Annotated in this window: 19 protein-coding genes; 14 read left to right on the forward strand and 5 right to left on the reverse strand. The window is 70.1% G+C overall.

What is annotated here, in order from left to right; genetic code table 11:
* Positions 1 to 120 precede the first annotated feature (120 nt).
* The 3 genes from CCL05_RS17875 to CCL05_RS17885 all read left to right on the forward strand — a co-directional run bounded on the left by CCL05_RS17875 (position 121) and on the right by CCL05_RS17885 (position 5016).
* Entirely contained in the window at positions 121 to 2757 is a 2637-nt protein-coding gene (locus tag CCL05_RS17875; protein WP_086561499.1) for a SpoIIE family protein phosphatase, read from the forward strand.
* Between the two features lie 67 nt (positions 2758 to 2824).
* Entirely contained in the window at positions 2825 to 3925 is a 1101-nt protein-coding gene (locus tag CCL05_RS17880; RefSeq protein ID WP_086561500.1) for a glycoside hydrolase family 18 protein, read from the forward strand.
* A complete protein-coding gene (locus CCL05_RS17885) occupies positions 3922 to 5016 on the forward strand; it encodes a phosphotransferase family protein (protein ID WP_086561501.1) in 1095 nt (364 codons plus the stop codon). The genes CCL05_RS17880 and CCL05_RS17885 overlap by 4 nt, the downstream gene beginning before the upstream one ends.
* On the opposite strand, the gene CCL05_RS17890 is transcribed toward CCL05_RS17885, so the two are convergent.
* The 4 genes from CCL05_RS17890 to CCL05_RS17905 are packed head-to-tail and all read right to left on the reverse strand — an operon-like array spanning position 4991 to position 8902.
* Positions 4991 to 5767: a succinate dehydrogenase/fumarate reductase iron-sulfur subunit gene (locus CCL05_RS17890; protein ID WP_086561502.1), complete on the reverse strand. Its 777-nt coding sequence runs from the start codon at positions 5765 to 5767 to the stop codon at positions 4991 to 4993. The genes CCL05_RS17885 and CCL05_RS17890 overlap by 26 nt on opposite strands.
* The gene (locus CCL05_RS17895; RefSeq protein WP_086561503.1) at positions 5764 to 7704 is read right to left on the reverse strand and encodes a fumarate reductase/succinate dehydrogenase flavoprotein subunit; all 1941 of its coding nucleotides are present in this window, start codon (positions 7702 to 7704) and stop codon (positions 5764 to 5766) included. Before CCL05_RS17895 ends, CCL05_RS17890 begins: the two co-directional genes overlap by 4 nt.
* A 16-nt stretch (positions 7705 to 7720) precedes the next feature.
* The gene (locus CCL05_RS17900) at positions 7721 to 8557 is read right to left on the reverse strand and encodes a hypothetical protein (RefSeq protein WP_086561504.1); all 837 of its coding nucleotides are present in this window, start codon (positions 8555 to 8557) and stop codon (positions 7721 to 7723) included.
* A gap of 54 nt (positions 8558 to 8611) precedes the next feature.
* Positions 8612 to 8902 carry a hypothetical protein gene (locus tag CCL05_RS17905; protein WP_086561505.1) on the reverse strand — a complete coding sequence of 97 codons (291 nt, stop codon included), beginning with the start codon at positions 8900 to 8902 and terminating at the stop codon, positions 8612 to 8614.
* A 289-nt stretch (positions 8903 to 9191) separates the two neighbouring features.
* Here CCL05_RS17905 and CCL05_RS17910 point away from each other — a divergent pair, with 289 nt between their 5' ends.
* The 8 genes from CCL05_RS17910 to CCL05_RS17945 all read left to right on the forward strand — a co-directional run bounded on the left by CCL05_RS17910 (position 9192) and on the right by CCL05_RS17945 (position 20513).
* Entirely contained in the window at positions 9192 to 11267 is a 2076-nt protein-coding gene (locus CCL05_RS17910; RefSeq protein ID WP_086561506.1) for an ABC transporter family substrate-binding protein, read from the forward strand.
* Between the two features lie 328 nt (positions 11268 to 11595).
* Positions 11596 to 13503 carry a translational GTPase TypA gene (gene typA, locus CCL05_RS17915; RefSeq protein WP_086561507.1) on the forward strand — a complete coding sequence of 636 codons (1908 nt, stop codon included), beginning with the start codon at positions 11596 to 11598 and terminating at the stop codon, positions 13501 to 13503.
* Between the two features lie 636 nt (positions 13504 to 14139).
* Positions 14140 to 15780 carry a peptide ABC transporter substrate-binding protein gene (locus CCL05_RS17920; protein ID WP_086561508.1) on the forward strand — a complete coding sequence of 547 codons (1641 nt, stop codon included), beginning with the start codon at positions 14140 to 14142 and terminating at the stop codon, positions 15778 to 15780.
* Positions 15781 to 15924: 144 nt separating this feature from the next.
* Entirely contained in the window at positions 15925 to 16851 is a 927-nt protein-coding gene (locus tag CCL05_RS17925) for an ABC transporter permease (RefSeq protein WP_086561509.1), read from the forward strand.
* Positions 16844 to 17812 (forward strand): ABC transporter permease, encoded by a 969-nt coding sequence (locus CCL05_RS17930; protein ID WP_086561510.1) that lies wholly within the window; start codon positions 16844 to 16846, stop codon positions 17810 to 17812. The genes CCL05_RS17925 and CCL05_RS17930 overlap by 8 nt, the downstream gene beginning before the upstream one ends.
* Before the next feature lie 11 nt (positions 17813 to 17823).
* Complete coding sequence (locus CCL05_RS17935; protein ID WP_086561511.1) at positions 17824 to 18882, forward strand: ABC transporter ATP-binding protein; 1059 nt, start codon at positions 17824 to 17826, stop codon at positions 18880 to 18882.
* The gene (locus CCL05_RS17940; protein ID WP_086561512.1) at positions 18875 to 20023 is read left to right on the forward strand and encodes an ABC transporter ATP-binding protein; all 1149 of its coding nucleotides are present in this window, start codon (positions 18875 to 18877) and stop codon (positions 20021 to 20023) included. The genes CCL05_RS17935 and CCL05_RS17940 overlap by 8 nt, the downstream gene beginning before the upstream one ends.
* 79 nt (positions 20024 to 20102) lie before the next feature.
* A complete protein-coding gene (locus CCL05_RS17945; protein ID WP_086561513.1) occupies positions 20103 to 20513 on the forward strand; it encodes a VOC family protein in 411 nt (136 codons plus the stop codon).
* 218 nt (positions 20514 to 20731) lie between these two features.
* Here the strand turns inward: CCL05_RS17945 and CCL05_RS17950 are convergent, their stop codons facing one another.
* On the reverse strand, positions 20732 to 22849 hold the full coding sequence (locus CCL05_RS17950) for a S9 family peptidase (RefSeq protein ID WP_086561514.1): 2118 nt from the start codon (positions 22847 to 22849) through the stop codon (positions 20732 to 20734).
* A 177-nt stretch (positions 22850 to 23026) separates the two neighbouring features.
* Here CCL05_RS17950 and CCL05_RS17955 point away from each other — a divergent pair, with 177 nt between their 5' ends.
* From CCL05_RS17955 to CCL05_RS17965, 3 genes are read left to right on the forward strand one after another with little or no spacing between them, the layout of a single operon-like run.
* Positions 23027 to 23221: a hypothetical protein gene (locus tag CCL05_RS17955; RefSeq protein ID WP_030842840.1), complete on the forward strand. Its 195-nt coding sequence runs from the start codon at positions 23027 to 23029 to the stop codon at positions 23219 to 23221.
* A 26-nt stretch (positions 23222 to 23247) separates the two neighbouring features.
* A complete protein-coding gene (gene mshB / locus CCL05_RS17960) occupies positions 23248 to 24108 on the forward strand; it encodes an N-acetyl-1-D-myo-inositol-2-amino-2-deoxy-alpha-D-glucopyranoside deacetylase (protein ID WP_086561515.1) in 861 nt (286 codons plus the stop codon).
* Positions 24105 to 24515, forward strand: a complete 411-nt coding sequence (locus tag CCL05_RS17965) for a DUF6113 family protein (protein WP_086561516.1) — start codon at positions 24105 to 24107, stop codon at positions 24513 to 24515. Before mshB ends, CCL05_RS17965 begins: the two co-directional genes overlap by 4 nt.
* Positions 24516 to 24577: the final 62 nt, after the last annotated feature.

A 24577-nucleotide genomic window follows, 5' to 3' on the forward strand; every position in this document is an offset into this window, starting at 1 on the left:
CCATCGGGACCGTGCTGTGATCGTGAACACCGTGTTGTGCGGCACCGTAGTGCTGGATACTGCGGGCAGCCGCCCCCGGTGACCGGTGCCGGACGCGGTGAGCTGGAGGGGACGGTTCGCGTGAGCGAGATACCAGCGAAGGCCACGGAGTCCGAGGACCCGTCGGCGGGCGCGAGGGCGATGGCCGCGGACGGCCTGGCTTCCGCGGTGGGAGGTGCGCTCGCGGCCGACGGGGTGCAGCCCGGGGACGCCATGTGGCAGAGCAGTCCCCCGGGATCCATCTACGACTACATCAAGGTCGCGTCCTTCTCCATCGGCCCGGACGGGCTGGTCGACCAGTGGAGCCTGCGCGCCGAGCACCTGTTCGGCATCCCCGCCGAACGCGCCGTCGGCATGGACCCCATCGAGACGTTCATCGACCCGCGCCTGCGCGAGCGGGGCATGCGCAAGATGGCGGAGATCCTCGACGGCCGCGAGTGGACCGGCGTGGTGCCGTTCCGCATGCCGAAGGGCGCCGAGGGGGAGTGCGGGAACGAGGGGCTCGCCGAGGTGTACGTCATGCCGACGCGCACCGAGGAGGGCGAGAAGGCTGCCGTCTGCATCGTCGTCGACGTCCGCACGCTGCGCAGCATCGAGACCGACCTCGCCGCCTCGCAGGCCATTTTCGGTCAATCCCCCTTCGGTTTCCTGCTGATCGACGCCGACCTGCGGGTCCGCCGCGCCAACCACCAGTTCGCATCCGTCTTCGGCGGCGAGCCCGACGACCACCGCGGCAAGGGCGTCCACGACTACCTCCAGCGCGGCGAGGCCGAGCGGGTCGCCGCCACGCTGCGCCGCGTGCTGGAAACCGGCAACTCCATCACGGACATGCACGTCACGGGCTTCGTGCCGGGCTCCGACGAGCGCCGCCACTGGTCCGTCAACCTCTATCGCGTGCACAGCGGTTCGGGCCGGCCGATCGGCATCGCCTGGCTCGGCACGGACATCACCTCGCGCCGCGCCGCCGCCCGCGAGGCCGCCGCCGCCCGCCGCAACCTCGCCCTGCTGAACGAGGCCGGCGCCCGCATCGGCAACTCCCTCGACCTGGAGACCACGGCCCGTCAGCTCCTCGACGTCGTCGTGCCCGGCTTCTGCGACCTGGCCACCGTCGACCTCTACCAGGGCCTGCTGGTCGGCGACGAGACCCCGCCCGGGCTCGCCGACGGCAGCGCCGAACTGCGCCGGGTGGCCTTCGCCAGCGCCGTCTCCGACGCGCCCTTCGCCGGCACCGGCGTGCCCGTCGCGGTCGGCGCCGTCCACCACTACCCGTTCAACTCGCCCTGCGCGGACGCCCTGCGCACGGCCCGCCCGCAGACCGTCCCCGGCGAGGACGGCGGCCTGGTGCAGTCCACGCTCGCCGTGCCGATGGTCGCCCACGACACCGTCGTCGGGCTCGTGCAGTTCGCCCGTACCAAGGGCAGCGAGCCGTTCGGCGACCGCGACCGGGACCTGGCCGTCGAACTCGCCGCCCGCGCCGCCGTCTGCATCGACAACGCCCGCCTCTACCGGCGCGAGCACGAACGCGCGTTGATACTGCAACGGTCCCTGCTCCCGCCCGGCGACCCGGAGGCCTCCGGCCTCGACATCGCCTGCCGCTATCTGCCCGGCAACGCCAACACCGGCCGGCCCAGCGAGGTCGGCGGCGACTGGTTCGACGTCATCGAACTCCCCGGGCACCGCACCGCGCTCGTCGTCGGTGACGTCATGGGCCGTGGCCTGCGCGCCGCCGTCGCCATGGGCGAACTCCGCACGGCCGTGCGCACCCTGGCGCAGCTCGACCTGGAACCGGCCGAGGTGCTCTCCCAGTTGGACGAGATCGCCCGCGGCCTCGGCGCCCCGGGCGGAGTGCAGCAGGCGACCCGGGCGGCCCGCCGCCCCCGGGAGGCGGACCTGTCGGAGGTGTACCTCGCCACCTGCGTCTACGCCGTCTACGACTCCGTCACCCGGCGCTGCACCTTCGCCAACGCGGGCCATCTGCCGCCCGTCCTGGTCGAACCGGGCGAGTCGGCCCTGATGCTCGACGTGCCGCCGGGCCTGCCGCTCGGTGTCGGCGGCGAGCCCTTCGAGGAGGTCGAGGTCGAACTGCCCGAGGGCGCCCTGCTCGCGCTCTACACGGATGGACTGGTCGAAAGCCGCGACCACCCCCTCGACGAGGGGCTCCAGGCCTTCGTCAGCACCCTCTCCGACCCCACCCAGCCCCTGGAGGACGTGTGCGACCACGTCCTCAACACCCTCGACACGCATCACGGCGAGGACGACATCGCGTTGCTGATGGCACGTGTACAGGGCCTGCCCACGGAGTCCGTCGGCGACTGGACGCTGCCGCGTGAGCCGCGCAGCGTGGGCCGGGCCCGCGAGTACGCGCGCGCCCAGCTGCTCAGCTGGGACATGGAACCCCTGGTCGACACCACGGAGCTCCTGGTCAGCGAACTCGTCACCAACGCCCTGCGCTACGGCGAGGGCGAGATCCGGCTGCGGCTGCTGCTGGACCGCACCCTGGTCTGCGAGGTCTGGGACTCCGGCCTGGTCCAGCCCCGCCGCCGCCGGGCCCGTGACACGGACGAGGGCGGCCGGGGCCTCCAGCTGGTCGGCCTCCTCAGCGCCGCGTGGGGCTCCCGCCGCACGCCCCGGGGCAAGACGGTGTGGTTCGAGCTGCCCCTGCCGGGCGGCGACACGAGTCTGACGGACCCGGCGGAGGCACTGCTGAGCCTGTTCTGATCGCAACCGAACACCGGTACGGGTCGTCCTCACCGGCAACACCAACCGCATCACCGGGAGAGACGGCATGGAACGCGTGGAGGAGACGATCCCGGACGAAGCCGAAGCCGAAGCCGAGGCCGAAGCCGAGGCCGAGGCCGAAAACGAGGCCGAGGTCGCACGCCCGCGCCGCCGCTGGGTCAGACGCGCGGCGCTCGCCCTGCTCCTGGCCCTGTTCCTGCCCCTCCTGACCGCCGAAACAGCCCTCTACCTCAACCACCAGGGCGACCCCGCACAGGGCACCCACACCAGAAACCGCGACGCCCTCTGGCTCGGCCACGCCTGGGTCGACGGTCGCAAGAAGGACGCCGACGTCACCGCCCTGGCCCGCCGCCTGCAAGGCACCGGCATCCGCGACCTGTACGTCCACTCGGGCCCGCTGGAGCACGACGGCACGCTGCCGAAGTCGGCCTATCCGAAAGCCCGCTGGTTCATCGACGCCGTACACCGGAAACTCCCCGGCGTCCGCGTCCAGGCCTTCCTCGGCGACGTCCTCGCGACCGAGAGCCCCGACGGCATGCGCCTGGAGAACAAGGACACGCGCGCCGCCGTCCTCCGGTCCGCCCGCCAGATCCTGGACACGGGCTACCAAGGCATCCATCTCGATCTGGAGCCCCTCCACTCCGGCGACCGGAACTACCTCACCCTCCTCGACGCCCTGCACCGCGAGACCCGCTCGCGGGACGTCCCGCTCTCCGTCGCCGCCCACCAGATCGACCCGCTCCCCGCCCTCCACTCCGTCTTCGGGACGTTCACCGGCCACCCCAAGTGGTGGTCGCAGGAGTTCTTCGGCCAGGTCGCCCGCCGCGTCGACCAGATCGCCGTGATGTCGTACGACACGATGCAGCCCCTGGAGAGCACCTACGGCGGCTACGTCGCCCAGCAGACCTCCCTCGCCCTGGAGGTCACCCCGCCCTCGACCGACCTGCTGATGGGCCTGCCCTTCTTCCACGAGAACCGCTTCGGCCACTGGAACCACGCCGAAACCGTGCCCGCCGCCGTCCGGGGCGTCCGCCTCGGGCTGTCCCGCACGGACGCCGACCGGGCCCGCTTCGGCGTCGCGCTGTACATCGACTTCGCCGCGACCGAGGCGGACTGGCGTGCGTACGAGGAAGGCTGGGTGCGGTGACCACGAGCCGACGGCACCTCACCCGCACCGGCCTCGCCCCCCTGACCCGGGCCGCCCTGGGCCCCGGACGCACCCTCACCGGCGTGGAACGCCTGCGCGGCGGCACCAAGAAGGGCGTCTACCGCCTCGTCCTCGACGACGACTCCACGGCCATCGCCTACGTCTGGTCGGCCGACGAGGACTACTGGGACCAGCCGGAGCCCGACCCCCGGGACGTCTTCTCCCACGGCACCGGCCTAGGGGGTGTCCGCACAGCCCCGCACAGCCCCCACGGCGCCCGGCACGCGCCCTCGCCGCACCGGACACCGCGGGAACCGCACGGGGCTTTGCGGACACCCCCTAGCCTGTTCACGGCGGCCCACGACCGCCTGGCCGCCTCCGGCGTGCGCACCCCACACCTGCTGTACGCGGACGCCACGCACACCCGCCTCCCGGCCGACGCGGCCGTCGTGGAGGACCTGCCCGGCGGCAGCCTGGAGGACGCTCTCGCCAACCCGCGCGAGGCACCCCGGCTCATGGACCGGACGGCGGAGCTCCTCGCCACCCTGCACGCCCACACCGGCCCCCGCTTCGGGAAGGTCGCCGTCGTCGACAACGGCGGTTCCTCCCACGGCGTCTCCTGCGAGCAGCGCATCACCGACGGCGCCCTGCGCTGCCTCGCGGAAGCGGCCCGGCGCGAGCCCCGTGCCGCCGCCGCACACCGGGAACTGGAGGACCTGCTCCACGCCCTGGCCGCCGAGGTCCGCCCCCGCGACCGCCAGACCCTCATCCACGGCGAACTCGGCCCGGACCACGTCCTGCTCACGTCCGACGGGCAGCCGGCGCTCATCGACATCGAGGGCCTGATGTACTTCGACGTGGAGCACGAGCACGTCTTCCTCGAACTCCGCTTCGGCCCCCACTACGACGCCCTGCGCGCCCCGGGCCTGGACGAGGCGCGCCTGCGGCTCTACCGCCTGTCGATGCACCTCGGCCTGGTCTCGGGCCCGCTGACCCTCATCGAGGGCGACTTCCCGCACCCGGAGCGGATGCGGGACATCGCCGAGCACAACCTCCGGCAGGCGCTCAGCCTGCTGAAGAGCGCCTCCTGATCTTGGAGCCCAGCCACACCAGAGGGTCGTACTTGCGGTCGATAGCCCGTTCCTTCAGGGGGATCAGCGCGTTGTCCGTGATCTTGATGCCCTCCGGGCAGACCTCCGTGCAGCACTTGGTGATGTTGCAGTAGCCCAGGCCGTGCTCGTCCTGGGCGGTGCTCTTGCGGTCCAGGCCCGATTCCGCCGCCGCGTCCAGCGGATGCATGTCCAGCTCCGCCACCCGCATCAGGAAACGGGGCCCCGCGAACGCCTGCTTGTTCTCCTCGTGGTCGCGGACCACATGGCAGGTGTCCTGGCACAGGAAGCACTCGATGCACTTGCGGAACTCCTGCGAGCGGTCCACGTCCTCCTGCATCATCCGGTACTCGCCCGGGCCGAGATCCGCGGGCGGCACGAATGACGGGACCTCCCTGGCCTTGGCGTAGTTGAAGCCGACGTCGGTGACCAGGTCGCGCACGACCGGGAACGCCCGCAGCGGCGTCACCGTGATCGTCTCCTCCCGGTCGAACACCGACATGCGCGTCATGCACATCAGCCGCGGCCGGCCGTTGATCTCGGCGGAGCACGAACCGCACTTGCCCGCCTTGCAGTTCCAGCGCACGGCGAGATCGGGGGTCTGGGTGGCCTGGAGGCGGTGGATGATGTCGAGCACCACCTCGCCGTCGTTCACCTCGACCTCGAAATCCTCCAGGCCGCCGCCCTGCGCATCGCCCCGCCACACCTTGAAGCGGGCCTCGTAGCTGCTCATTCGTACAGCTCCTCTTCGGCCAGGTACTTGACCAGCTCCTCCTTGTCGAAAAGGGCGAGCAGGTCGGCACGGACGGGTTCGGTGGTCTCGCGGGTGAGGGTGATCTGGCCGCGGACCGGGTCCGTGGCCGCCGGCCCGCCCGTCGGGTCGGTCAGCGCGCACAGCAGGTTGATCCGGCGCCACTTGCGGTCCATGCCCGGATGGTCCTCGCGGGTGTGCCCGCCGCGCGACTCGGTGCGCTCCAGCGCGGCCCGCGCCACGCACTCGCTGACCAGGAGCATGTTCCTGAGGTCCAGGGCGAGGTGCCAGCCCGGGTTGAACTGCCGGTGCCCCTCGACCCCGGCCCGGCGGGCCCGTGACCGCAGCTCGCCCAGCTTCTCCAGGGCCTGCTTCATCTCCGGCTCGCGGCGGATGATGCCGACCAGGTCGTTCATCGTCTGCTGGAGTTCCTGGTGCAGGGTGTAGGGGTTCTCCGGCGGGCCGCCCTTCGGCTCCTCGATCTGAGCCTCGGCGGAGAAGGGCCGCAGGGCCTCGGCGGCGGCGGAGTCGATCTGACCGTCGTCCACGACGGGCCGCGCCCCGGCCGGCCCCGCCGCGTACTCGGCCGCGTGCCAGCCCGCCCGGCGCCCGAACACCAGCAGGTCGGACAGCGAGTTGCCGCCGAGCCGGTTGGAGCCGTGCATGCCGCCGGCCACCTCACCGGCCGCGAACAGCCCCGGCACCCCGCGGGCCGCCGCCGTGTCGGACTCGACCGCGACCCCGCCCATCACGTAGTGGCAGGTGGGCCCGACCTCCATCGCCTCCGCCGTGATGTCGACATCCGCCAGCTCCTTGAACTGGTGGTACATCGACGGCAGCCGCCGCTTGATCACCTCGGCGGGCATCCGGGTCGACACGTCGAGGAACACGCCCCCGTGCGGGGAGCCGCGCCCCTCCTTCACCTCGGAGTTGATCGCCCGCGCGACCTCGTCGCGGGGGAGCAGCTCGGGGGGACGCCGGTTGTGGTCCGGGTCGTCGTACCAGCGGTCGGCCTCGTCCTCGGTCTCGGCGTACTTGTCCTTGAAGACGTCGGGGATGTAGTCGAACATGAACCGCTTGCCTTCGGAGTTGCGCAGCACCCCGCCGTCGCCGCGCACCGACTCGGTGACGAGGATGCCCTTCACCGACGGGGGCCAGACCATGCCCGTCGGGTGGAACTGCACGAACTCCATGTTCAGCAGGGGAGCGCCCGCGAGGAGGGCCAGCGCGTGGCCGTCGCCGGTGTACTCCCACGAGTTCGACGTCACCTTGAAGGACTTGCCGATGCCGCCCGTCGCGATCACCACGGCGGGTGCCTCCAGGACGAAGAAGCGGCCCGACTCGCGCTCGTAGGCGAAGACGCCCGAGACACGGTCGTCCTCTTTCAGCACCCGGGTGACCGTGCACTCCTGGAAGACCTTCAGCCGGGACTCGTAGTCGCCGGTCTCCTTGAAGTCCTCCTGCTGGAGCGCGACGATCTTCTGCTGGAGGGTGCGGATCAGCTCCAGGCCCGTGCGGTCGCCGACGTGGGCGAGGCGCGGGTACTCGTGGCCGCCGAAGTTGCGCTGGGAGATCCGGCCGTCCTTGGTGCGGTCGAACAGCGCCCCCCAGGTCTCCAGCTCCCACACCCGCTGCGGCGCCTCCTGCGCGTGCAGCTCGGCCATCCGCCACTGGTTGAGGAACTTGCCGCCGCGCATGGTGTCGCGGAAGTGGACCCGCCAGTTGTCGTTCTCATTGGCGTTGGCCATCGCCGCCGCGATGCCGCCCTCGGCCATCACCGTGTGCGCCTTGCCGAACAGCGACTTGCAGATCACGGCCGTACGGGCGCCCCGCTCGCGGGCCTCGATGGCGGCGCGCAGTCCGGCGCCGCCCGCCCCCACCACGACGACGTCCCACTCCTGCCGGTCGACCACGGACATCAGAACGCACCCCTCATCAGAAGAACCGCGGATCGTCGAAGGCTCCGGACGCGACCAGGTAGACGTAGAAGTCGGCGAGCGCCACGGTCACCAGCGACGCCCAGGCGAGCTGCATGTGCCGGGCGTTGAGCTTCCCCGCCCACTGCCACATCCGGTAGCGCACGGGATGCTTGGAGAAGTGCTTGAGCTTGCCGCCGACGATGTGCCGGCACGAGTGGCAGGAGATCGTGTACGCCCAGATCAGCACGATGTTGACCAGGAACACGAGCGTGCCGAGGCCCATGTGGCCCCACGCGTAGTGCTCGTCGCGGAAGGCGAGCACGGTGTCGTAGGTGAGGATCCCGGCGACGACGATCGCGGCGTAGAAGAAGTACCGGTGGATGTTCTGCAGCACCAGCGGGAAGCGGGTCTCGCCCGTGTACTTCTGGTGCGGCTCGGCCACCGCGCAGGCCGGCGGGGACGCCCAGAAGCCCCGGTAGTAGGCCTTGCGGTAGTAGTAGCAGGTCAGCCGGAAGCCGAGCGGGAAGATCAGGATGATGATCGCGGGGGAGATCCCCCACCAGCTGCCGAAGATCTCCCAGTTCGGGCCGGCCCTCATCGGCTCGCAGCGCTCCGCCAGGCACGGCGAGTAGAACGGCGAGACGTACGGCGCCGCGTAGTAGTCGGCGTCGGCGAAGGCCCGCCACGTCGAGTAGACGATGAAGGCCAGCAGGCCCGCGACCGTGCCGGCCGGGGCCAGCCACCAGCGGTCGGTGCGCAGGTGTGGGGCGGCGATCGCGGCGCGCGTACCCGCCCGTACGCCGCCTCTTCGGGGATGGGGTTCTGTGGCGGGAGGTTCCGTACCAGTGGCCACGTGACGACTCCGGTCGGGTTCGGGGGAGGTGCCGGTCGCTCGACGCCCTCCCGGTCAGGGGGCGCGCCGGTCCCGGGCGCCGAGCCCCTCGTCGTCCGAGTCGACCCACAGCGAGGGGTCGTACGGCGCGTCCGAGATGGTGACGAGGTCGGGGCGCTTCGGTGCGGCCGGTGCGGCGGCGGCGTCGCGCAGCAGGGCGACGCTCTCGCGCAGATGGTTGGCGTCGGCTCGGACGCGGCGCATCTCCAGGCCGCCGGTGCCGAGCTGCTTCTCCACGCGTCCCAGCGAGCGGAACAGCTCGTCGAGACTGCGCTGGACTGACGTCAGTTCGTCGTGAACGGACATGACTTGCCCTCACTTCCCGCGGGTCCTTCAAGGCCCAAGGCGGCAACGCTCATGCGCCTGCGAGTGTTGCGCGTCACACCTTGTGCTGTGAAGGGATGTGCATCGATTGGCCGAGGCGTGTGGGTGCACCCTGCGGTGCGTTGCGCCGCACGGGTGGCTTCCCGCCCGTGACCGTCGTGTCGCCCTGTGTTGCCGAACCCTTTCCTCTTCAGTGGCGGCATACATCAGATGAACTCCAAATACCGCCAAAAGTGATCATAACGCCCGCGGCTTCCCGGAGGTAGCACAGATGTCCCAGCACGGCGTCGGCCCGCGCGCGGTCACGCGCTCGGTCGCCTTCCTCACCGCGGGTGTGCTCGCGGTGCCCGCGCTCACCGGATGCGGCTCCGAGGACCCGGCGGGCAAGCCGCTCGCCGCCCCGGACATCCAGCCCGCGGGCCGCGACCGGATCGCGGACGGCTCCACCCTGCGCTGGGCCGTCGACTCCGTGCCCGACACCCTGAACACCTTCCAGTCGGACGCCGACACCACCACCCTGCGCGTCGCCCAGGCCGCCCTGCCGTCGATGTTCCGGATGAACGCCGACGGCCGTCCCGAGCGCAACCCCGCCTACCTGGAGTCCGCCGAGGTCGTCGAGACCGAGCCCAAGCAGGTCGTCCTGTACAAGCTGAACCAGCAGGCCGTCTGGAGCGACGGCCGGGAGATCGGCGCCGCCGACTTCGCCGCCCAGTGGCGCGCCCTGTCCGGCAAGAACACCGCCTACTGGACCGCCCGCAACGCCGGCTACGACCGCATCCAGAAGATCGAGCGCGGCGACAACGCCCTGGAGGTCAGGGTCACCTTCAGCCGCCCCTACGCCGACTGGCGGTCGCTGTTCTCGCCGCTGTACCCCAAGGACGTCATGGGCACCCCGGACTCCTTCAACGACGGGGCCCGCAAGAAGCTCAAGGTCACCGCCGGTCCCTTCACGGTGAAGAAGGTCGACCGCGAGGACGACGAGATCACCCTCGCCCGCAACCCGCGCTGGTGGGGCCGGCCCGCAAAGCTCTCGGAGATCGTGCTGCGCACCGTGCCGCGCGACAAGCGGACCGCCGAGCTGGCCGCCGGAACCCTCGACGTGGCCGAGATCGACCCCGCCGCGGCCCGCCGCATCACCGTCGCCGCTCGTCCCCAGAGCTCCAGCAGCCCCCTGACGGGCCCCGGCGCCGGTGCCCGCAAGAAGCTGCGCAAGGCATCCGTCAGGTACGCCGGACAGCAGCAGGCCCTGCGCGGCTTCGAGGTGCGCAAGTCCCTGGAGCCGGCCTTCACCCAGCTCGCCCTGAACGGCGCCGAGGGCCCGCTCGCCGACGAGCGCGTCCGCAGGGCCGTCGCCCGTGCCCTGGACCGCAAGGAACTGGCCAAGGCGGTCCTGAAGCCCCTGGGCCTGCCCGCCGTCCCGGTCGGCAGTCACCTGGCCCTGTCCGGCCAGGCCCACTACGCCGACAGCAGCGGTGCCCTCGGCGACCAGGACACCAAGGAGGCCCAGGCCCTGCTCGCGGACGCCGGGTGGGTGCGCGGCGGCCCCCTCAAGGAGCAGAAGAAGAAGCAGAAGGAAGAGAAGAAGGCGGCCGGCGCCGAGGGCGAGAAGACCTCCGGCGAGGACAACAAGGCGCACGGCGGGCAGGACCCCGCCGACCACCTCGCCCACGACGGCAGGCCGTACCAGCACCCGGCCCGGGGCGGCGCCCCCGGCGCGTACGCCCCCGAGGGCACCGCCGCCCCGGCGAACCGCGAGACCGCCCCGCTCGCCAAGGACGGCAAGCCCCTCACGCTCCGCTTCGTGCTCCCCTCCGGGCCCGGCTCCCAGACACTGCGCACGGTCGCCGACCGCATCTCCCGCATGCTGGAGCGCGTCGGCATCGGCACGGACATCTCCAGGGTCTCCGACGAGTCCTACTTCAAGGACCACATCGCGTCCGGCCAGTACGACCTCGCCCTCTACTCCTGGCCGGCCACCGCCTTCCCCGCCACCGACGCCCGACCCGTCTACGCCAAGCCGGTCCCGGCCGCCGACGGCTCCCTGAACGTCGAGCAGAACTACACCCGCGTCGGCACCGACCAGGTCGACCAGCTCTTCGACGAGGCCGTGTCCACCCTCGACGAGGGCAAGTCCCGCTCCCTGATCCGCAAGGCCGACTCCCGCATCTGGGCGGCGGCCGGCTCCATCCCCCTCTTCCAGCGCCCCGAGCTCATCGCGGCCCGCAAGAACCTCGTCAACGCCGGCGCGTTCGGTTTCGGCACGCCGGTCTACGAGGACATGGGCTTCCTGAAGAAGGGCGCCAAGCCGGCCTCGGGTCCGTCGGCGAAGGGCTCGTCCGCCCGGTAGCTCCGGAAACGCTCAAACGCCGGGGCGCCGGTGTGCGGGGGCACGCTTGCGAACAGGGCAGGGCTGGCACTCCCAGCCCGTCCGGCGTTTGAGGACGAGGCCGTTCAGGCCGAAGCGGGGTCTGGGCGGCGGCAGCCCCCAGCAGGCCCGGGCACTGGTGCCGAGTACCTCGAAACCGGACCTGACCTGCACCGACGTATCCCGGCTCACCCCCGCACCCGCGGACCCGTACCATGGGGTGAGGCCGTGGCATGTTGAGCCCGGCAGGGCCCGCGCACCACCGACGTAGCGCAGGGCATTCCTCACCACTCCGGGAGTACGCCTTCTTATGGCCACGCGCCACGACATCCGCAACGTCGCCATCGTCGCCCACGTCGACCACGGCAAGACCACCATCGTCGACGGCATGCTGAAGCAGGCCGGCGCCTTCGCCGCGCACCAGCTCGAAGGCGTCGACGACCGCATGATGGACTCGAACGACCTGGAGCGTGAGAAGGGCATCACGATCCTGGCCAAGAACACGGCGGTGAAGTACCACCCGAAGGACGGGGGGGACGTCATCACCATCAACATCATCGACACCCCCGGTCACGCCGACTTCGGCGGTGAGGTGGAGCGCGGTCTGTCGATGGTGGACGGTGTCGTCCTGCTCGTGGACGCCTCCGAGGGCCCGCTCCCGCAGACCCGCTTCGTGCTGCGCAAGGCGCTCCAGCAGCGGCTGCCCGTCATCCTGTGCATCAACAAGACGGACCGCCCGGACTCCCGGATCGACGAGGTCGTCAACGAGACCTACGACCTCTTCCTCGACCTGGACGCCGACGAGGAGCAGATCGAGTTCCCGATCGTCTACGCCTGCGGCCGCGACGGCATCGCCTCGCTGACCAAGCCGGACAACGGCACGGTCCCGGCCGACTCCACCAGCCTGGAGCCGTTCTTCTCCACCATCCTGGAGCACATCCCGGCCCCGAGCTACGACGAGTCCGCCCCGCTCCAGGCCCACGTCACGAACCTGGACGCCGACAACTTCCTCGGCCGTATCGCGCTGCTCCGCGTCGAGCAGGGCGAGCTGCGCAAGGGCCAGACGGTCGCGTGGATGAAGCGCGACGGGTCCGTCCAGAGCGTGCGGATCTCCGAGCTGATGATGACCGAGGCGCTCACCCGCAAGCCGGCCGAGGTGGCCGGTCCCGGTGACATCTGCGCCGTGGCCGGTATCCCGGACATCATGATCGGTGAGACCCTGGCCGACCCGGAGAACCCGGTCGCGCTGCCGCTGATCACGGTCGACGAGCCCGCGATCTCCATGGTCATCGGCACCAACACCTCCCCGCTGGTCGGCCGTGGCGCCACCGGCAAGGGCGCCGACAACAAGGCGGCCGTCAAGGACCGCAAGGTCACGGCCCGTCAGGTCAAGGACCGCCTCGACCGCGAGCTGATCGGTAACGTCAGCCTCCGGGTGCTGGACACCGAGCGGCCGGACGCCTGGGAGGTGCAGGGCCGTGGTGAGCTGGCGCTGGCCATCCTGGTCGAGACGATGCGCCGTGAGGGCTTCGAGCTGACCATCGGCAAGCCGCAGGTCGTCACCAAGGAGGTCGACGGCAAGGTCTACGAGCCGGTCGAGCGCATGACGATCGACGTCCCCGAGGAGCACATGGGCGCGGTCACGCAGCTCATGGGCGTCCGCAAGGGCCGTATGGACAACATGTCCAACCACGGCTCCGGCTGGGTCCGCATGGAGTTCGTCGTGCCCTCGCGCGGTCTCATCGGCTTCCGGACCGAGTTCCTGACCCAGACCCGTGGCACGGGAATCGGCCACTCCATCCACGAGGGCTTCGAGCCCTGGTTCGGCACGCTCCAGACCCGCAACAACGGCTCCCTGGTCGCCGACCGCGCCGGTGCTGTCACCGCCTTCGCGATGACCAACCTCCAGGAGCGCGGCGTGCTGTTCGTGGAGCCGGGCACCGAGGTGTACGAGGGCATGATCGTCGGCGAGAACTCCCGCGCCGACGACATGGACGTCAACATCACCAAGGAGAAGAAGCTCACCAACATGCGGTCGTCCACGGCCGATGTGACCGAGTCGATCGTCCCGCCGCGCAAGCTGTCGCTGGAGCAGTCCCTGGAGTTCTGCCGCGACGACGAGTGCGTCGAGGTCACCCCGGAGGCCGTGCGCATCCGCAAGGTGAACCTGGACGCCCGCGAGCGCGCCCGCGCCGCGAGCCGCGCCAAGCACGGCTGACGCCTGCCGTTCGACGACACCGGGCACCCCGCCTCGCGGGGTGCCCGGTGTCGTCGGTGCGGTCGTCGGCGCCGTCGTAAAGCGGAGCGAACGCGAAGGAAAAGGGTAGGGAAAACCCTCGATTTGCCCGGGACGGCCGTCCGAAGCGCCCGGTTCCCACTACCCTGCTGCGGAAGTGCCGCGCTCTGCCCGCGCACAGGCCATTGACAACGGCCTTGCGGTGGAGGCCTCTTGAGCGCGCGACACGTGTGCGACAGCCACCGGTGGCAGCCTGCACGGCGGTCCCGGTGGCCGCAAGCGATTTATCTCATTCCCGCGTCCGGAATACGGACGCCCGCCACCGATAGATGTGTAACAAGTCCGTTTCGCAGGGATCTTTCACCAAACCCTTTGTCCGGATTTTGGAAGATGTAGGCGCGAGCTGTGATCGAACCGAGACCTCGAGAGTGTGGTTCGGTCCTGACGTTTGGCAGATAGTTAGGCGCGTAGAGCTCGGATGAACGGGTCACTCGCTGGAGGCGGCGCCGACTCACGAGCGCGGGGGCACCTGACGATTTCCGGCACCGGCGACGGGCGGTGGCGGTGGTCTGTCTGTGCTCCCTTTGCGGTGAACCAATGACTTCATAGGAGGAACCCATGCGCGGTGCCAAGAGCGCCAAGTGGGTCGCGGGGGCGATAGTCGTCGCCCTGGCCGCCACCGCCTGCGGCGGCGGCGACGACAGTGCCGGCGACGACATGAACAAGGGGAAGGCCGACCCGAACGGCATCGTCACTGCGCAGCTGAGCGAGCCCCAGAACCCGCTCCAGCCGGCCAACGCCAAGGAGAGCCAGGGCAGCCGTGTCCTGCGCACGATCTTCGCCGGCCTGGTCGACTACGAGCCCGGCACCGGCAAGCTCGAGTACGTCAACGCCGAGTCGGTCACGCCGAACGACGACTCGTCCGAGTGGACCGTCAAGCTCAAGCCGGGCTGGAAGTTCCACGACGGCACCCCGGTCACCGCCAAGTCCTATGTGGATTCCTGGAACTGGTCGGCCAACATCAAGAACAACCAGACCAACTCCAGCTGGTTCTCCGACATCGTCGGCTTCGAGGACGTGCACCCGGAGAAGGGTGACCCGAAGAGCGACAAGATGTCGGGCCTGAAGGTCGTCGACGACAACACCTTCACCGTCAAGCTGACGCAGCCGGTGTCGTACTTCGCGTACAAGCTGGGCTACGACGTGTGGGCGCCGCTGCCCGAGGCCTTCTTCAAGGACCCGAAGGCGTTCGGCGAGAAGCCGATCGGCAACGGCCCGTACAAGTTCGTCTCCTGGGAGCACAACAAGCTCATCAAGGTCCGCAAGTTCGCGGACTACAAGGGCCCGAACGTCGCCAAGAACGGCGGCATCGACTTCAAGAACTACACGACCGCCGACGCCGCCTACTCGGACCTGCGCTCCGACAACGTGGACTGGATCGAGCAGGTCCCGACCACCGCGCTGGCCAGCTACAAGACGGACCTCGGCGACCGCGCGATCGACCAGCCGTACTCGGCCGTCCAGTCGATCGTCCCGGCGTTCTACACCAAGCAGTTCAAGGACATCGACCCCAAGGTCATCCAGGGTCTGTCCATGGCGATCGACCGCCCGACCATCACCAAGACCGTCCTCCAGGGCACGCGCACCCCGGCCGACTCCTACGTCGCCCCGGGTGTCCTCGGCTACAAGAAGGGCGCGCTCGGCGACATCGTCAAGTTCGACCCGGCGCAGGCCAAGAAGCTCATCCAGGAGGGTGGCGGCGTCCCGGGCAACAAGATCCAGATCCAGTACAACGCCGACCAGGACCACAAGCCCTGGGTCGACGCGGTCTGCAACTCGATCCGCAAGTCCACCGGCGTGGAGTGCACCGGCGACCCGAAGCCGACCTTCCAGGCCGACCTCGACGCCCGTGACGCCCACGAGGTCAAGTCCATGTACCGCGGTGGCTGGGTGCTCGACTACCCGGTCAACTCGAACTTCATGCGCGACCTGTACGGCTCCAAGGCGGCCGGTAACACCAGCGGCTACGCCAACAAGGAGTTCGACAAGCTGAGCTCCGATGCGGACAAGGCCAGCTCGATCGACGAGACCGTGAAGCTGTACCAGCAGGCGGAGCAGCTCCTCGCCAAGGACATGCCGGCCATTCCGCTCTGGTTCTACAAGGTCAACAGCGGTCAGTCCAAGAACATCCTGGGCAAGATCGAGTACGGCCAGGACGGTGACCCGATCTTCGACACCATCCAGGTCAAGCAGAAGTAACCAGACGACCGCAGGCCGGTGCCGCCCCTCCCGAAAAGGGGAGCGGCGGCACCGGCCCGTAGGCACAGGCCTCCACCTCACCCCCTCACCTGCGGTAGATGAGTGCGCAGGCCTCGCCGACCCCTCACGGCATGGAGGCGCAAGATGGGGCGCTACGCCGCCAGGCGACTGCTCCAGATGATCCCGATCTTCATCGGGACAACTCTGTTGATCTTCTTGATGGTCCACATCCTGCCGGGCGACCCGGTCCGGGCCATCTACGGGGACAAGGCTCCCGATCCCGCACAGATCGCGCAGATCAAGCGCGAGTACGGCTTCGACAAGCCCGTCCTCGAGCAGTACTTCCACTACATGCTGAATCTCCTCAAGGGAGACTTCGGCAGCAACCTCGCGGGGCGCCCGGTCGCCGACCTGATGGCCGACGCCTTCCCGGTGACCCTGCGCCTGACGCTGCTGGCCATCACCATCGAGATCATCATCGGTGTGGGCCTCGGCGCGTGGGCCGGTCTGCGGGCCGGCAAGGCCGCCGACACCGGCGTGCTGGTCTTCACCCTGACGGTGATCTCCATCCCCGTGTTCGTGCTGGGCTTCATCGCCCGGTTCATCTTCGCCGACGAACTCGGCTGGCTGCCGCCCAACGTCCAGGACTCCACGGACTACTCGCAGCTGTTCCTGCCGGCATTCGTCCTCGCCATGCTGTCCATGGCGTACGTGGCCCGGCTGACCAGGACGACGTTCGCCGAGAACCTGCGGGCCGACTACATGCGCACCGCGCTCGCCAAGGGCCTGCCCCGGCGCCGCATCATCGGTGTGCACCTGCTGCGCAATTCGCTGATCCCGGTCGTCACCTTCGTCGGCACCGACGTCGGCGGCTTCATCGGTGGCGCGGTCATCACCGAGGGCATCTTCAACATCCAGGGTGTCGGCAACCTCCTCTACAGGGCGATCCAGACGAGCGAGGGCTCGACGGTCACGGGTGTGGTGACGGTGCTCGTCCTCGTCATCCTCCTGATCAACCTGCTCATCGACCTGCTGTACGCGGTCCTGGACCCGAGGATCCGGTATGCCTGACGTGACCAAGGCCCAGACGACCGACGCCGCGACCGTGGACGCCGTGGCCCCGCCGGCCGCCGACACGGCCGGCAAGCAGAGCCCGCCGAAGACCGAGAAGCCCCGCTCCCTGTGGGGTGACGCCTGGTACGACCTGCGGCACCGGCCCATGTTCTGGATCTCCTCGGTGCTGCTGGTCCTGCTGCTCGTGATCGCCGCGTTCCCCGGCATGTTCACCAGCGTCGACCCGCGCGACGGCGACCTGGTCCACCACTACCTGGGCAAGCCGGAGCTGGGGCACCTCTTCCAGCCGGACTGGTTCGGCTACGACCAGCAGGGTCGCTCCATCTACGCCCGCGTCATCCACGGCACCCGCGCCTCGATCCTCGTCGGCGTGTGCGTCACCGCGGCCGTCACGCTGATCGGCGGTCTGCTCGGCATGCTGGCGGGCTACTTCGGCGGCTGGATCGACTCGGTGATCTCCCGGATCGTCGACATCTTCTTCGGCCTGCCGTTCCTGCTCGGCACGATGGTCGTCCTGAACGCCTTCACCGAGCGCAAGGTGTACGTGGTGATCCTGGCCCTGGCCTTCCTGGGCTGGACCTCGATCGCCCGTGTCACGCGCAGCTCCGTGATCACGGCCAAGCAGGCCGACTACGTGACGGCGGCCCGGGCGCTGGGCGCCGGCACCACGCGGATCCTGTTCCGCCACGTGATGCCGAACGCCGTCGCGCCGACCATCGTCGTGGCCACGATCGCCCTCGGCGGTTACATCTCGGCCGAGGCGACGCTGTCGTTCCTCGGCCTCGGCCTCAGCGACCCGACGATCTCGTGGGGCATCGACATCTCCGAGGGCAGCAAGGTGATCCGGGACAACCCGCACACGCTGCTGTTCCCGGCGGGCATGCTCAGCCTCACGGTCTTCGCGTTCATCATGCTCGGCGACGCGGTCCGCGACGCCCTTGACCCGAAGCTGCGCTGAGGAGGGCGTACGTGACCACCATCGACAAGACCAGGAACGTGCCCGAGCCGCGAGGCGCGGCCGAGGGCGATGTTCCCCTGCTCGAAGTGCGCGATCTGCACGTCGAGTTCCACACCCGTGACGGTGTGGCCAAGGCCGTCAACGGCGTCAACTACACCGTGAACTCCGGGGAGACCCTCGCCGTGCTCGGCGAGTCCGGCTCCGGCAAGTCCGTGACCGCGCAGGCGATCATGGGCATCCTCGACATGCCGCCCGGGCGGATCCCGCAGGGCCAGATCCTGTACCGGGGCGAGGACATGCTCACCATGTCGGGCGACGCCCGGCGCAAGATCCGCGGCAGGAAGATCGCCATGATCTTCCAGGACGCGCTGTCCGCGCTGAACCCCGTGCTGTCCGTCGGCTACCAGCTCGGCGAGATGTTCCGCGTCCACCAGGGCCTGAGCAAGAAGGACGCCAAGGCCAAGGCCATCGAGCTGATGGACCGCGTGAAGATCCCGGCCGCGAAGGAGCGCGTCGGCGACTACCCGCACCAGTTCTCCGGCGGTATGCGCCAGCGCATCATGATCGCGATGGCGCTCGCCCTGGAGCCGGACCTGATCATCGCCGACGAGCCCACCACGGCCCTCGACGTGACGGTCCAGGCCCAGGTCATGGACCTGCTCGCGGACCTGCAGCGCGAGTACAACATGGGCCTGATCCTGATCACCCACGACCTCGGCGTCGTCGCCGACGTCGCGGACAAGATCGCCGTGATGTACGCGGGCCGGATCGTGGAGACCGCGCCGGTGCACGAGCTGTACAAGCGGCCCGCGCACCCCTACACCAAGGGTCTGCTCGAGTCGATCCCGCGCCTGGACCAGAAGGGCCAGGACCTGTACGCGATCAAGGGGCTGCCGCCCAACCTGACGCGTATCCCGTCCGGTTGCGCCTTCAACCCGCGCTGCCCGCAGGCGCAGGACATCTGCCGTACGGACGTCCCGCCGCTGCACCCGGTCACCGAGCGGGACGGCGGCGAGCTGGTCGGCCGCGGCAGCGCGTGCCACTTCTGGAAGGAGACGATCCATGGCTGAGCTGGACGAGAAGGACGAGTCCATGGACGCCACCCCCAACGTCACCGAGGTGGAGACGGTCGAGGCGGCCACCGACGAGGAGGCCGTCGCGGCGATCGAGGCGCCGGTCGAGCGCGGTGAGCCCATCCTGCAGGTCCGCAATCTGGTCAAGCACTTCCCGCTGACCCAGGGGATCCTGTTCAAGCGTCAGATCGGCGCGGTCAAGGCCGTGGACGGGATCTCCTTCGACCTCTACCAGGGCGAGACGCTCGGCATCGTGGGCGAGTCCGGCTGTGGCAAGTCCACGGTCGCCAAGCTGCTGATGATGCTGGAGAAGGCGACCGCGGGCGAGATCTTCTACAAGGGCCAGGACATCACCAAGCTGTCCGGGCGTGCGCTGAAGGCGGTCCGCCGGAACATCCAGATGGTGTTCCAGGACCCGTACACCTCGCTCAACCCCCGTATGACGGTGGGTGACATCATCGGGGAGACCTTCGAGATCCACCCCGAGGTGGCGCCGAAGGGCGACCGGCGGCGCAAGGTCCAGGACCTCCTGGACGTCGTCGGCCTCAACCCCGAGTACATCAACCGCTACCCGCACCAGTTCTCGGGCGGTCAGCGCCAGCGCATCGGCATCGCCCGCGGCCTGGCCCTGAACCCCGAGATCATCATCTGCGACGAGCCGGTCTCCGCGCTGGACGTGTCCGTCCAGGCACAGGTCATCAACCTGATGGAGAAGCTGCAGGACGAGTTCAACCTGTCCTACCTCTTCATCGCGCACGACCTGTCGATCGTCCGGCACATCTCGGACCGGGTGGGTGTGATGTACCTGGGCAAGATGGCCGAGATCGGTTCGGACACGGAGATCTACGACCACCCGACCCACCCCTACACGCAGGCACTGCTCTCCGCGGTGCCGGTCCCCGACCCGGAGTCCCGCGAGGGCCGCGAACGCATCATCCTCACCGGCGACGTCCCGTCCCCGGCCAACCCGCCCTCGGGCTGCCGCTTCCGCACCCGCTGCTGGAAGGCCCAGGACAAGTGCGCCCAGGAGATCCCGCTCCTCGCGGTCCCCGAGCGCTTCAAGGGCGAGGACACCCCGGCGGCCCACGAGTCGGCCTGCCACTTCGCGGAGGAGAAGGACGTGGTCCACGCGGCCTGACGGCCCGGTACGGCATCCGTCCCGGTTCCCGGCCCTTCTCGACGAAGGTGCCGGGAACCGGTGTGTTCGAGGATCTGGATTGCTGCATCACATCGAACTCTGGGTTCCCGACCTTCCCCGGGCGGCCCGCGCATGGGGCTGGCTCCTCGGCCGGCTCGGCTACGACCCGTATCAGGAGTGGGAGCGCGGCCGCAGTTGGCGGCTCGGTCCGACGTACCTCGTCGTCGAGCAGTCACCGGCGATGAGTGCCGCCGAGCACGACCGCAGGAGGCCAGGCCTCAACCACCTGGCGTTCCATGCCGGGACGCCGGCCGATGTCGACGCGCTGGCGCGGGACGCTCCGGCGCACGGCTGGGAGCCCCTCTTCGCCGACCGCTACCCGCACGCCGGAGGCTCTGGGCACTACGCCGCCTACCTCACCGACACGGACGGGTTCGAGGTCGAGCTGGTCGCTGCACAAGCGCCCGCAAACCCCCGCGAACTGCGTTAACACGCAGGCAACTTCGCCGACCCGGTTCCGATATACGGACGCGTCAGGCTGGACAGCGTACGGCCGTGCGGGTGCCGTAAACGGGCCGGGGCGCGCCATGTCGCCCCGGCCCGTTGCAGTTCTTTGCGCCTAAACCGGCGCCGCTTTCGCGGACCTGGTTGCTGCTTCGCCGTGGTTCCTCAATTGATGGTTGCGGTGCTCTTCGGGATGTCTGTGGCTCAGCCCAGTCCCAAGGTGCGGCGCAGGAAGTCGACCTGGAGCAGGAGCAGGTTCTCCGCGACCTGTTCCTGGGGGGTGATGTGGGTGACCCCGGACAGGGGCAGCACCTCGTGCGGGCGGCCGGCGGCCAGGAGGGCCGAGGAGAGGCGCAGGGCGTGGGCGACGACCACGTTGTCGTCGGCGAGGCCGTGCACGATCATCAGGGGGCGGTGCGGCTCGGCGGGGGAGGACAGGCCGTCCGCCGTGACGAGGGAGCTCCGCGCGTACGCGTCCGGCTGTTCGGCCGGGTCCCCCAGATAGCGCTCCGTGTAGTGCGTGTCGTACAGGCGCCAGTCCGTCACCGGCGCGCCCGCGATCCCCGCGTGGAAGACGTCCGGCCGGCGCAGCACCGCGAGGCCCGCCAGCCAGCCGCCGAAGGACCAGCCGCGGATCGCCACCCGGGACAGGTCCAGCGGATACCTCTTCGCGAGGTCCTCCAGCGCCTCCACCTGGTCGTCCAGGGACAGCGTGAAGTCGTGGTGGACGCCCTTCTCCCAGGCGGGGGAGCGGCCCGGGGTGCCCCGGCCGTCCGCAACGACCACCGCGAATCCCTGGTCCGCGAACCACTGCGAGGTGAGGTGCGGGTTGTGGGCCGCGAGGACCCGCTGCCCGTGCGGCCCGCCGTACGGGTCCATGAGCACCGGCAGGGGGGTGTCACCGGCGTAGTCCCGAGGCATAAGCACGGCGCACGGGATGCGGCGTGCGCCCCCCTCGGTGAGCGTCACGCGGGGGGACATACCAGGATCTTCGGCGTACGAGGGGACAACAACCGTCGGTTTCCCGTCGCGCAGGACCTGCACCCGCACACCTGGCCGATCCAGCGTCGCCGAGACCAGAACCGTCACGCCCCCGGCCCGCACCGCCGAGTGCACGCCCGGCTCCCGCGACACCCGCTCCACGCCCAGCTCGTTCACCCGGTACACATGCACCTGGCCCGTCTCGGCCTCGGCGGCCTCCTCGCCCGCCGACGCCGAGAGCAGCACGTCGTCGTCGGAGACGTCCAGCACGGCCCGCACGTGCAGCTGCGCCCCCGTGAGCGGCCGGTCCCCGACCGCCAGCAGCCTCGCACCGCCCTCGTCTGCGATCCGTACCAGCTGCCCGGCCGGACTCCAGCACGGCACCCCGGGGAAAAGATCAAGCCAAATCCGATCTTCGTCGGCGTGCACCATCCGGGTCGCGCCCGACTCCGGATCCACCGCGAGGATCAGCTGGCTGCGCTGGTCGCGCGCCTGGACGAGCAGCAGCGGCGCCCCCGCCGCTGACCAGTGCACACGCGTCAGATACGGATACCGCGCCCGGTCCCAGGCGACCTCCGTGCGCACCCCGTCCAGACCGATCACGAACAGCCGTACGTCCGCGTTGCCGGTGCCCGCCGCCGGATACGCCACCCGCTGCGGCGCGCGTTCCGGATGCGCCGGGTCGGAGATCCACCACCGGTCCACCGGCGTGTCGTCCGCGCGCGCCACGAGCAGCCGGTCCGACTCCGGCGCCCACCAGAAACCGCGCGACCGCCCCATCTCCTCGGCCGCGATGAACTCGGCCAGTCCATATGAGACATTTTCCGACTCCGGCTCGGCGAGCGCCCGGTCGCCGTCCCCCTCCGCGCCCACGACGCGCAGCGCACCCTGCGCGACGTAGGCGACATACCGCCCGTCGGGCGACGGACGCGGGTCGATCACCGGCCCGGGCGTGGGCAGTTCACGCGCCGTCCCGGCCCGCAGCTCGGCCGCGAAAAGCCGCCCTGACAAGGCGAAAGAGGCCAACTCGACGGCCGTGTCGGTGGCGTACCCGACGATGCCGGCGCCGCCCTCCCGGCTGCGCTCACGCCGGGCGCGCTCCTCGGGCGAGAGGTCCTCCGAGGCGCCGCCCAGCAGGGCGCGCGGGTCGGCGGCCACGCGCTCCCCGCCGTCCTCCGTGTCGAGGACCCACAGCGAGTTCGCCCGGTCCGTACCGGAACCGGAGCGCAGGAACACGACACGTGAACCGTCGGGCGCCACAGTGAACGAACGCGGCGCGCCGAGCGTGAAGCGCTGGGTGCGGGCGTGCCGTCGGGGGAAGGAGTCAGGCTCGGTCGTCATGCCCTGACCATATTGGCCATGCGCCCCCTTGTGCGGCCGTGCGCCGAGCGATGCGCACGGACGGATAGTTATGATCAATGCCGCATAGTGGGTATGAACCTGCTGGCTGTTGTACGGATTTGATGCCCCCATAGTCCGACCCCCCGCGCCCTCGTGGATCTTTGGAGGTGAGCCGCCGTGGCACTCTCGATTTCGGCGGTGGTGCTGCTGGCGATCATCGTCTTCCTGTTGATCAAGAAGTCGGGTCTGAAGGCCGGGCATGCGATCGTCTGCATGCTGCTCGGCTTCTATCTCGCCTCCTCGACCGTCGCTCCCACGATCAACGAGCTGACGACCAACATCGCGGGCATGATCGGCAGCATCAAGTTCTGACCACGGGACCTCGTAGGCTGGGGTCCATGACGGAACTGCCCGACCGGCGTCTGCTGCTGGTGCACGCGCACCCGGACGACGAGTCGATCAACAACGGCGCGACCATGGCCAGGTACGCGGCCGAGGGTGCCCACGTCACCCTGGTCACGTGCACCCTCGGCGAACGCGGCGAGGTCATCCCGCCCGAGCTCGCGCACCTGAGCGGTCCCGCCCTGGGCCAGCACCGCCGCCTCGAGCTCACCGCCGCCATGGCCGAGCTCGGCGTCCGGGACTTCCGCCTGCTCGGCGGCGCCGGACGCTACAGCGACTCCGGAATGATGGGCCTGCCCGACAACGACGACCCCGGCTGCTTCTGGCAGGCCGACATCGACGAGGCCGCCGCCCACCTCGTCGAGGTGATCCGCGAGGTACGCCCCCAGGTCCTCGTCACCTACGACGACAACGGCGGCTACGGCCACCCCGACCACATCCAGGCCCACCGCGTCGCCATGCGGGCCGTCGAGCTGTCCGCCGAGTCCGGCCGGCCGATCCCGAAGGTCTACTGGAACCGGGCCCCCCGGTCCGTTGTGGAGCAGTCCTTCGCCCGGCTCCGGGAGGACCTGCCCGGCCTCCCCTTCACCAAGGCGGCCGACGTCGACGACGTACCGGGCGTCGTGGCCGACGAGCGGATCACCACCGCGGTCGACGGCACCGCGCACGCCGCCGCCAAGGCCGCCGCGATGCACGCCCACGCCACCCAGATCAGCGTGTCCGGGCCGTACTTCGTGCTGTCCAACGAACTGGCCCAGCCCATCCTCGCGACCGAGTACTACGAGCTGGTGCGAGGCGAGCCGGGCCCCGGCGAGCGGGAGACGGACCTGTTCGCCGGTGTCGAGGAGGCCTCATGAGCGACCGGACTCCGATGCTCGCCCAGCCGATGCGGCCGCCCTCCGCCGGACGGGCCGCCGCCTACGTGGGGTTCTGTCTGCTGGGGGCCGTGATCGGCGCGGCCGGGGCACTGGTGCAGCCCGCGTGGTTCCCGGGCGGGCTGCTGCTCGCCCTCGCCGGTGAGGCCGGGCTCGTCCTCGGTGCCGCGCGGGTCACCCGCGGGCGGGCCGGGAGCGTCGCGGCCGCCGCCGGCTGGATACTCTCCGTCGTCCTGCTCACCGCCAGCCGCCCGGAGGGCGACTTCCTCTTCGCGGCGGGCGGCGGCTCCTATCTCTTCCTGCTCGGCGGCATCGCTGTGGCTGTGATCTGCGCCACCCTCGCCCCGGGGCGGCAACCGGACGGGGACCCCGTCCGACTTGGGAAGTGACGTACCACTTCGCCAGGACGCACCCGTGGGGGTCCGGTGTGAGTTTCCCCAGCGGTCCTGGG

The organism is Streptomyces africanus (genome assembly GCF_002150735.1).
GTDB classification, from domain to species: domain Bacteria; phylum Actinomycetota; class Actinomycetes; order Streptomycetales; family Streptomycetaceae; genus Streptomyces; species Streptomyces africanus.

Bases quoted from the DNA above. Each gene is read 5' to 3' on its own strand.
- CCL05_RS17880 (WP_086561500.1), top strand. From the start codon at position 2,825: ATGGAACGCGTGGAGGAGACGATCCCGGACGAAGCCGAAGCCGAAGCC.
- CCL05_RS17890 (WP_086561502.1), bottom strand. From the start codon at position 5,767: ATGAGCAGCTACGAGGCCCGCTTCAAGGTGTGGCGGGGCGATGCGCAG.
- CCL05_RS17895 (WP_086561503.1), bottom strand. From the start codon at position 7,704: ATGTCCGTGGTCGACCGGCAGGAGTGGGACGTCGTCGTGGTGGGGGCG.
- CCL05_RS17905 (WP_086561505.1), bottom strand. From the start codon at position 8,902: ATGTCCGTTCACGACGAACTGACGTCAGTCCAGCGCAGTCTCGACGAG.
- CCL05_RS17910 (WP_086561506.1), top strand. From the start codon at position 9,192: ATGTCCCAGCACGGCGTCGGCCCGCGCGCGGTCACGCGCTCGGTCGCC.
- typA (WP_086561507.1), top strand. From the start codon at position 11,596: ATGGCCACGCGCCACGACATCCGCAACGTCGCCATCGTCGCCCACGTC.
- CCL05_RS17920 (WP_086561508.1), top strand. From the start codon at position 14,140: ATGCGCGGTGCCAAGAGCGCCAAGTGGGTCGCGGGGGCGATAGTCGTC.
- CCL05_RS17925 (WP_086561509.1), top strand. From the start codon at position 15,925: ATGGGGCGCTACGCCGCCAGGCGACTGCTCCAGATGATCCCGATCTTC.
- CCL05_RS17930 (WP_086561510.1), top strand. From the start codon at position 16,844: ATGCCTGACGTGACCAAGGCCCAGACGACCGACGCCGCGACCGTGGAC.
- CCL05_RS17940 (WP_086561512.1), top strand. From the start codon at position 18,875: ATGGCTGAGCTGGACGAGAAGGACGAGTCCATGGACGCCACCCCCAAC.
- CCL05_RS17950 (WP_086561514.1), bottom strand. From the start codon at position 22,849: ATGACGACCGAGCCTGACTCCTTCCCCCGACGGCACGCCCGCACCCAG.
- mshB (WP_086561515.1), top strand. From the start codon at position 23,248: ATGACGGAACTGCCCGACCGGCGTCTGCTGCTGGTGCACGCGCACCCG.
- CCL05_RS17965 (WP_086561516.1), top strand. From the start codon at position 24,105: ATGAGCGACCGGACTCCGATGCTCGCCCAGCCGATGCGGCCGCCCTCC.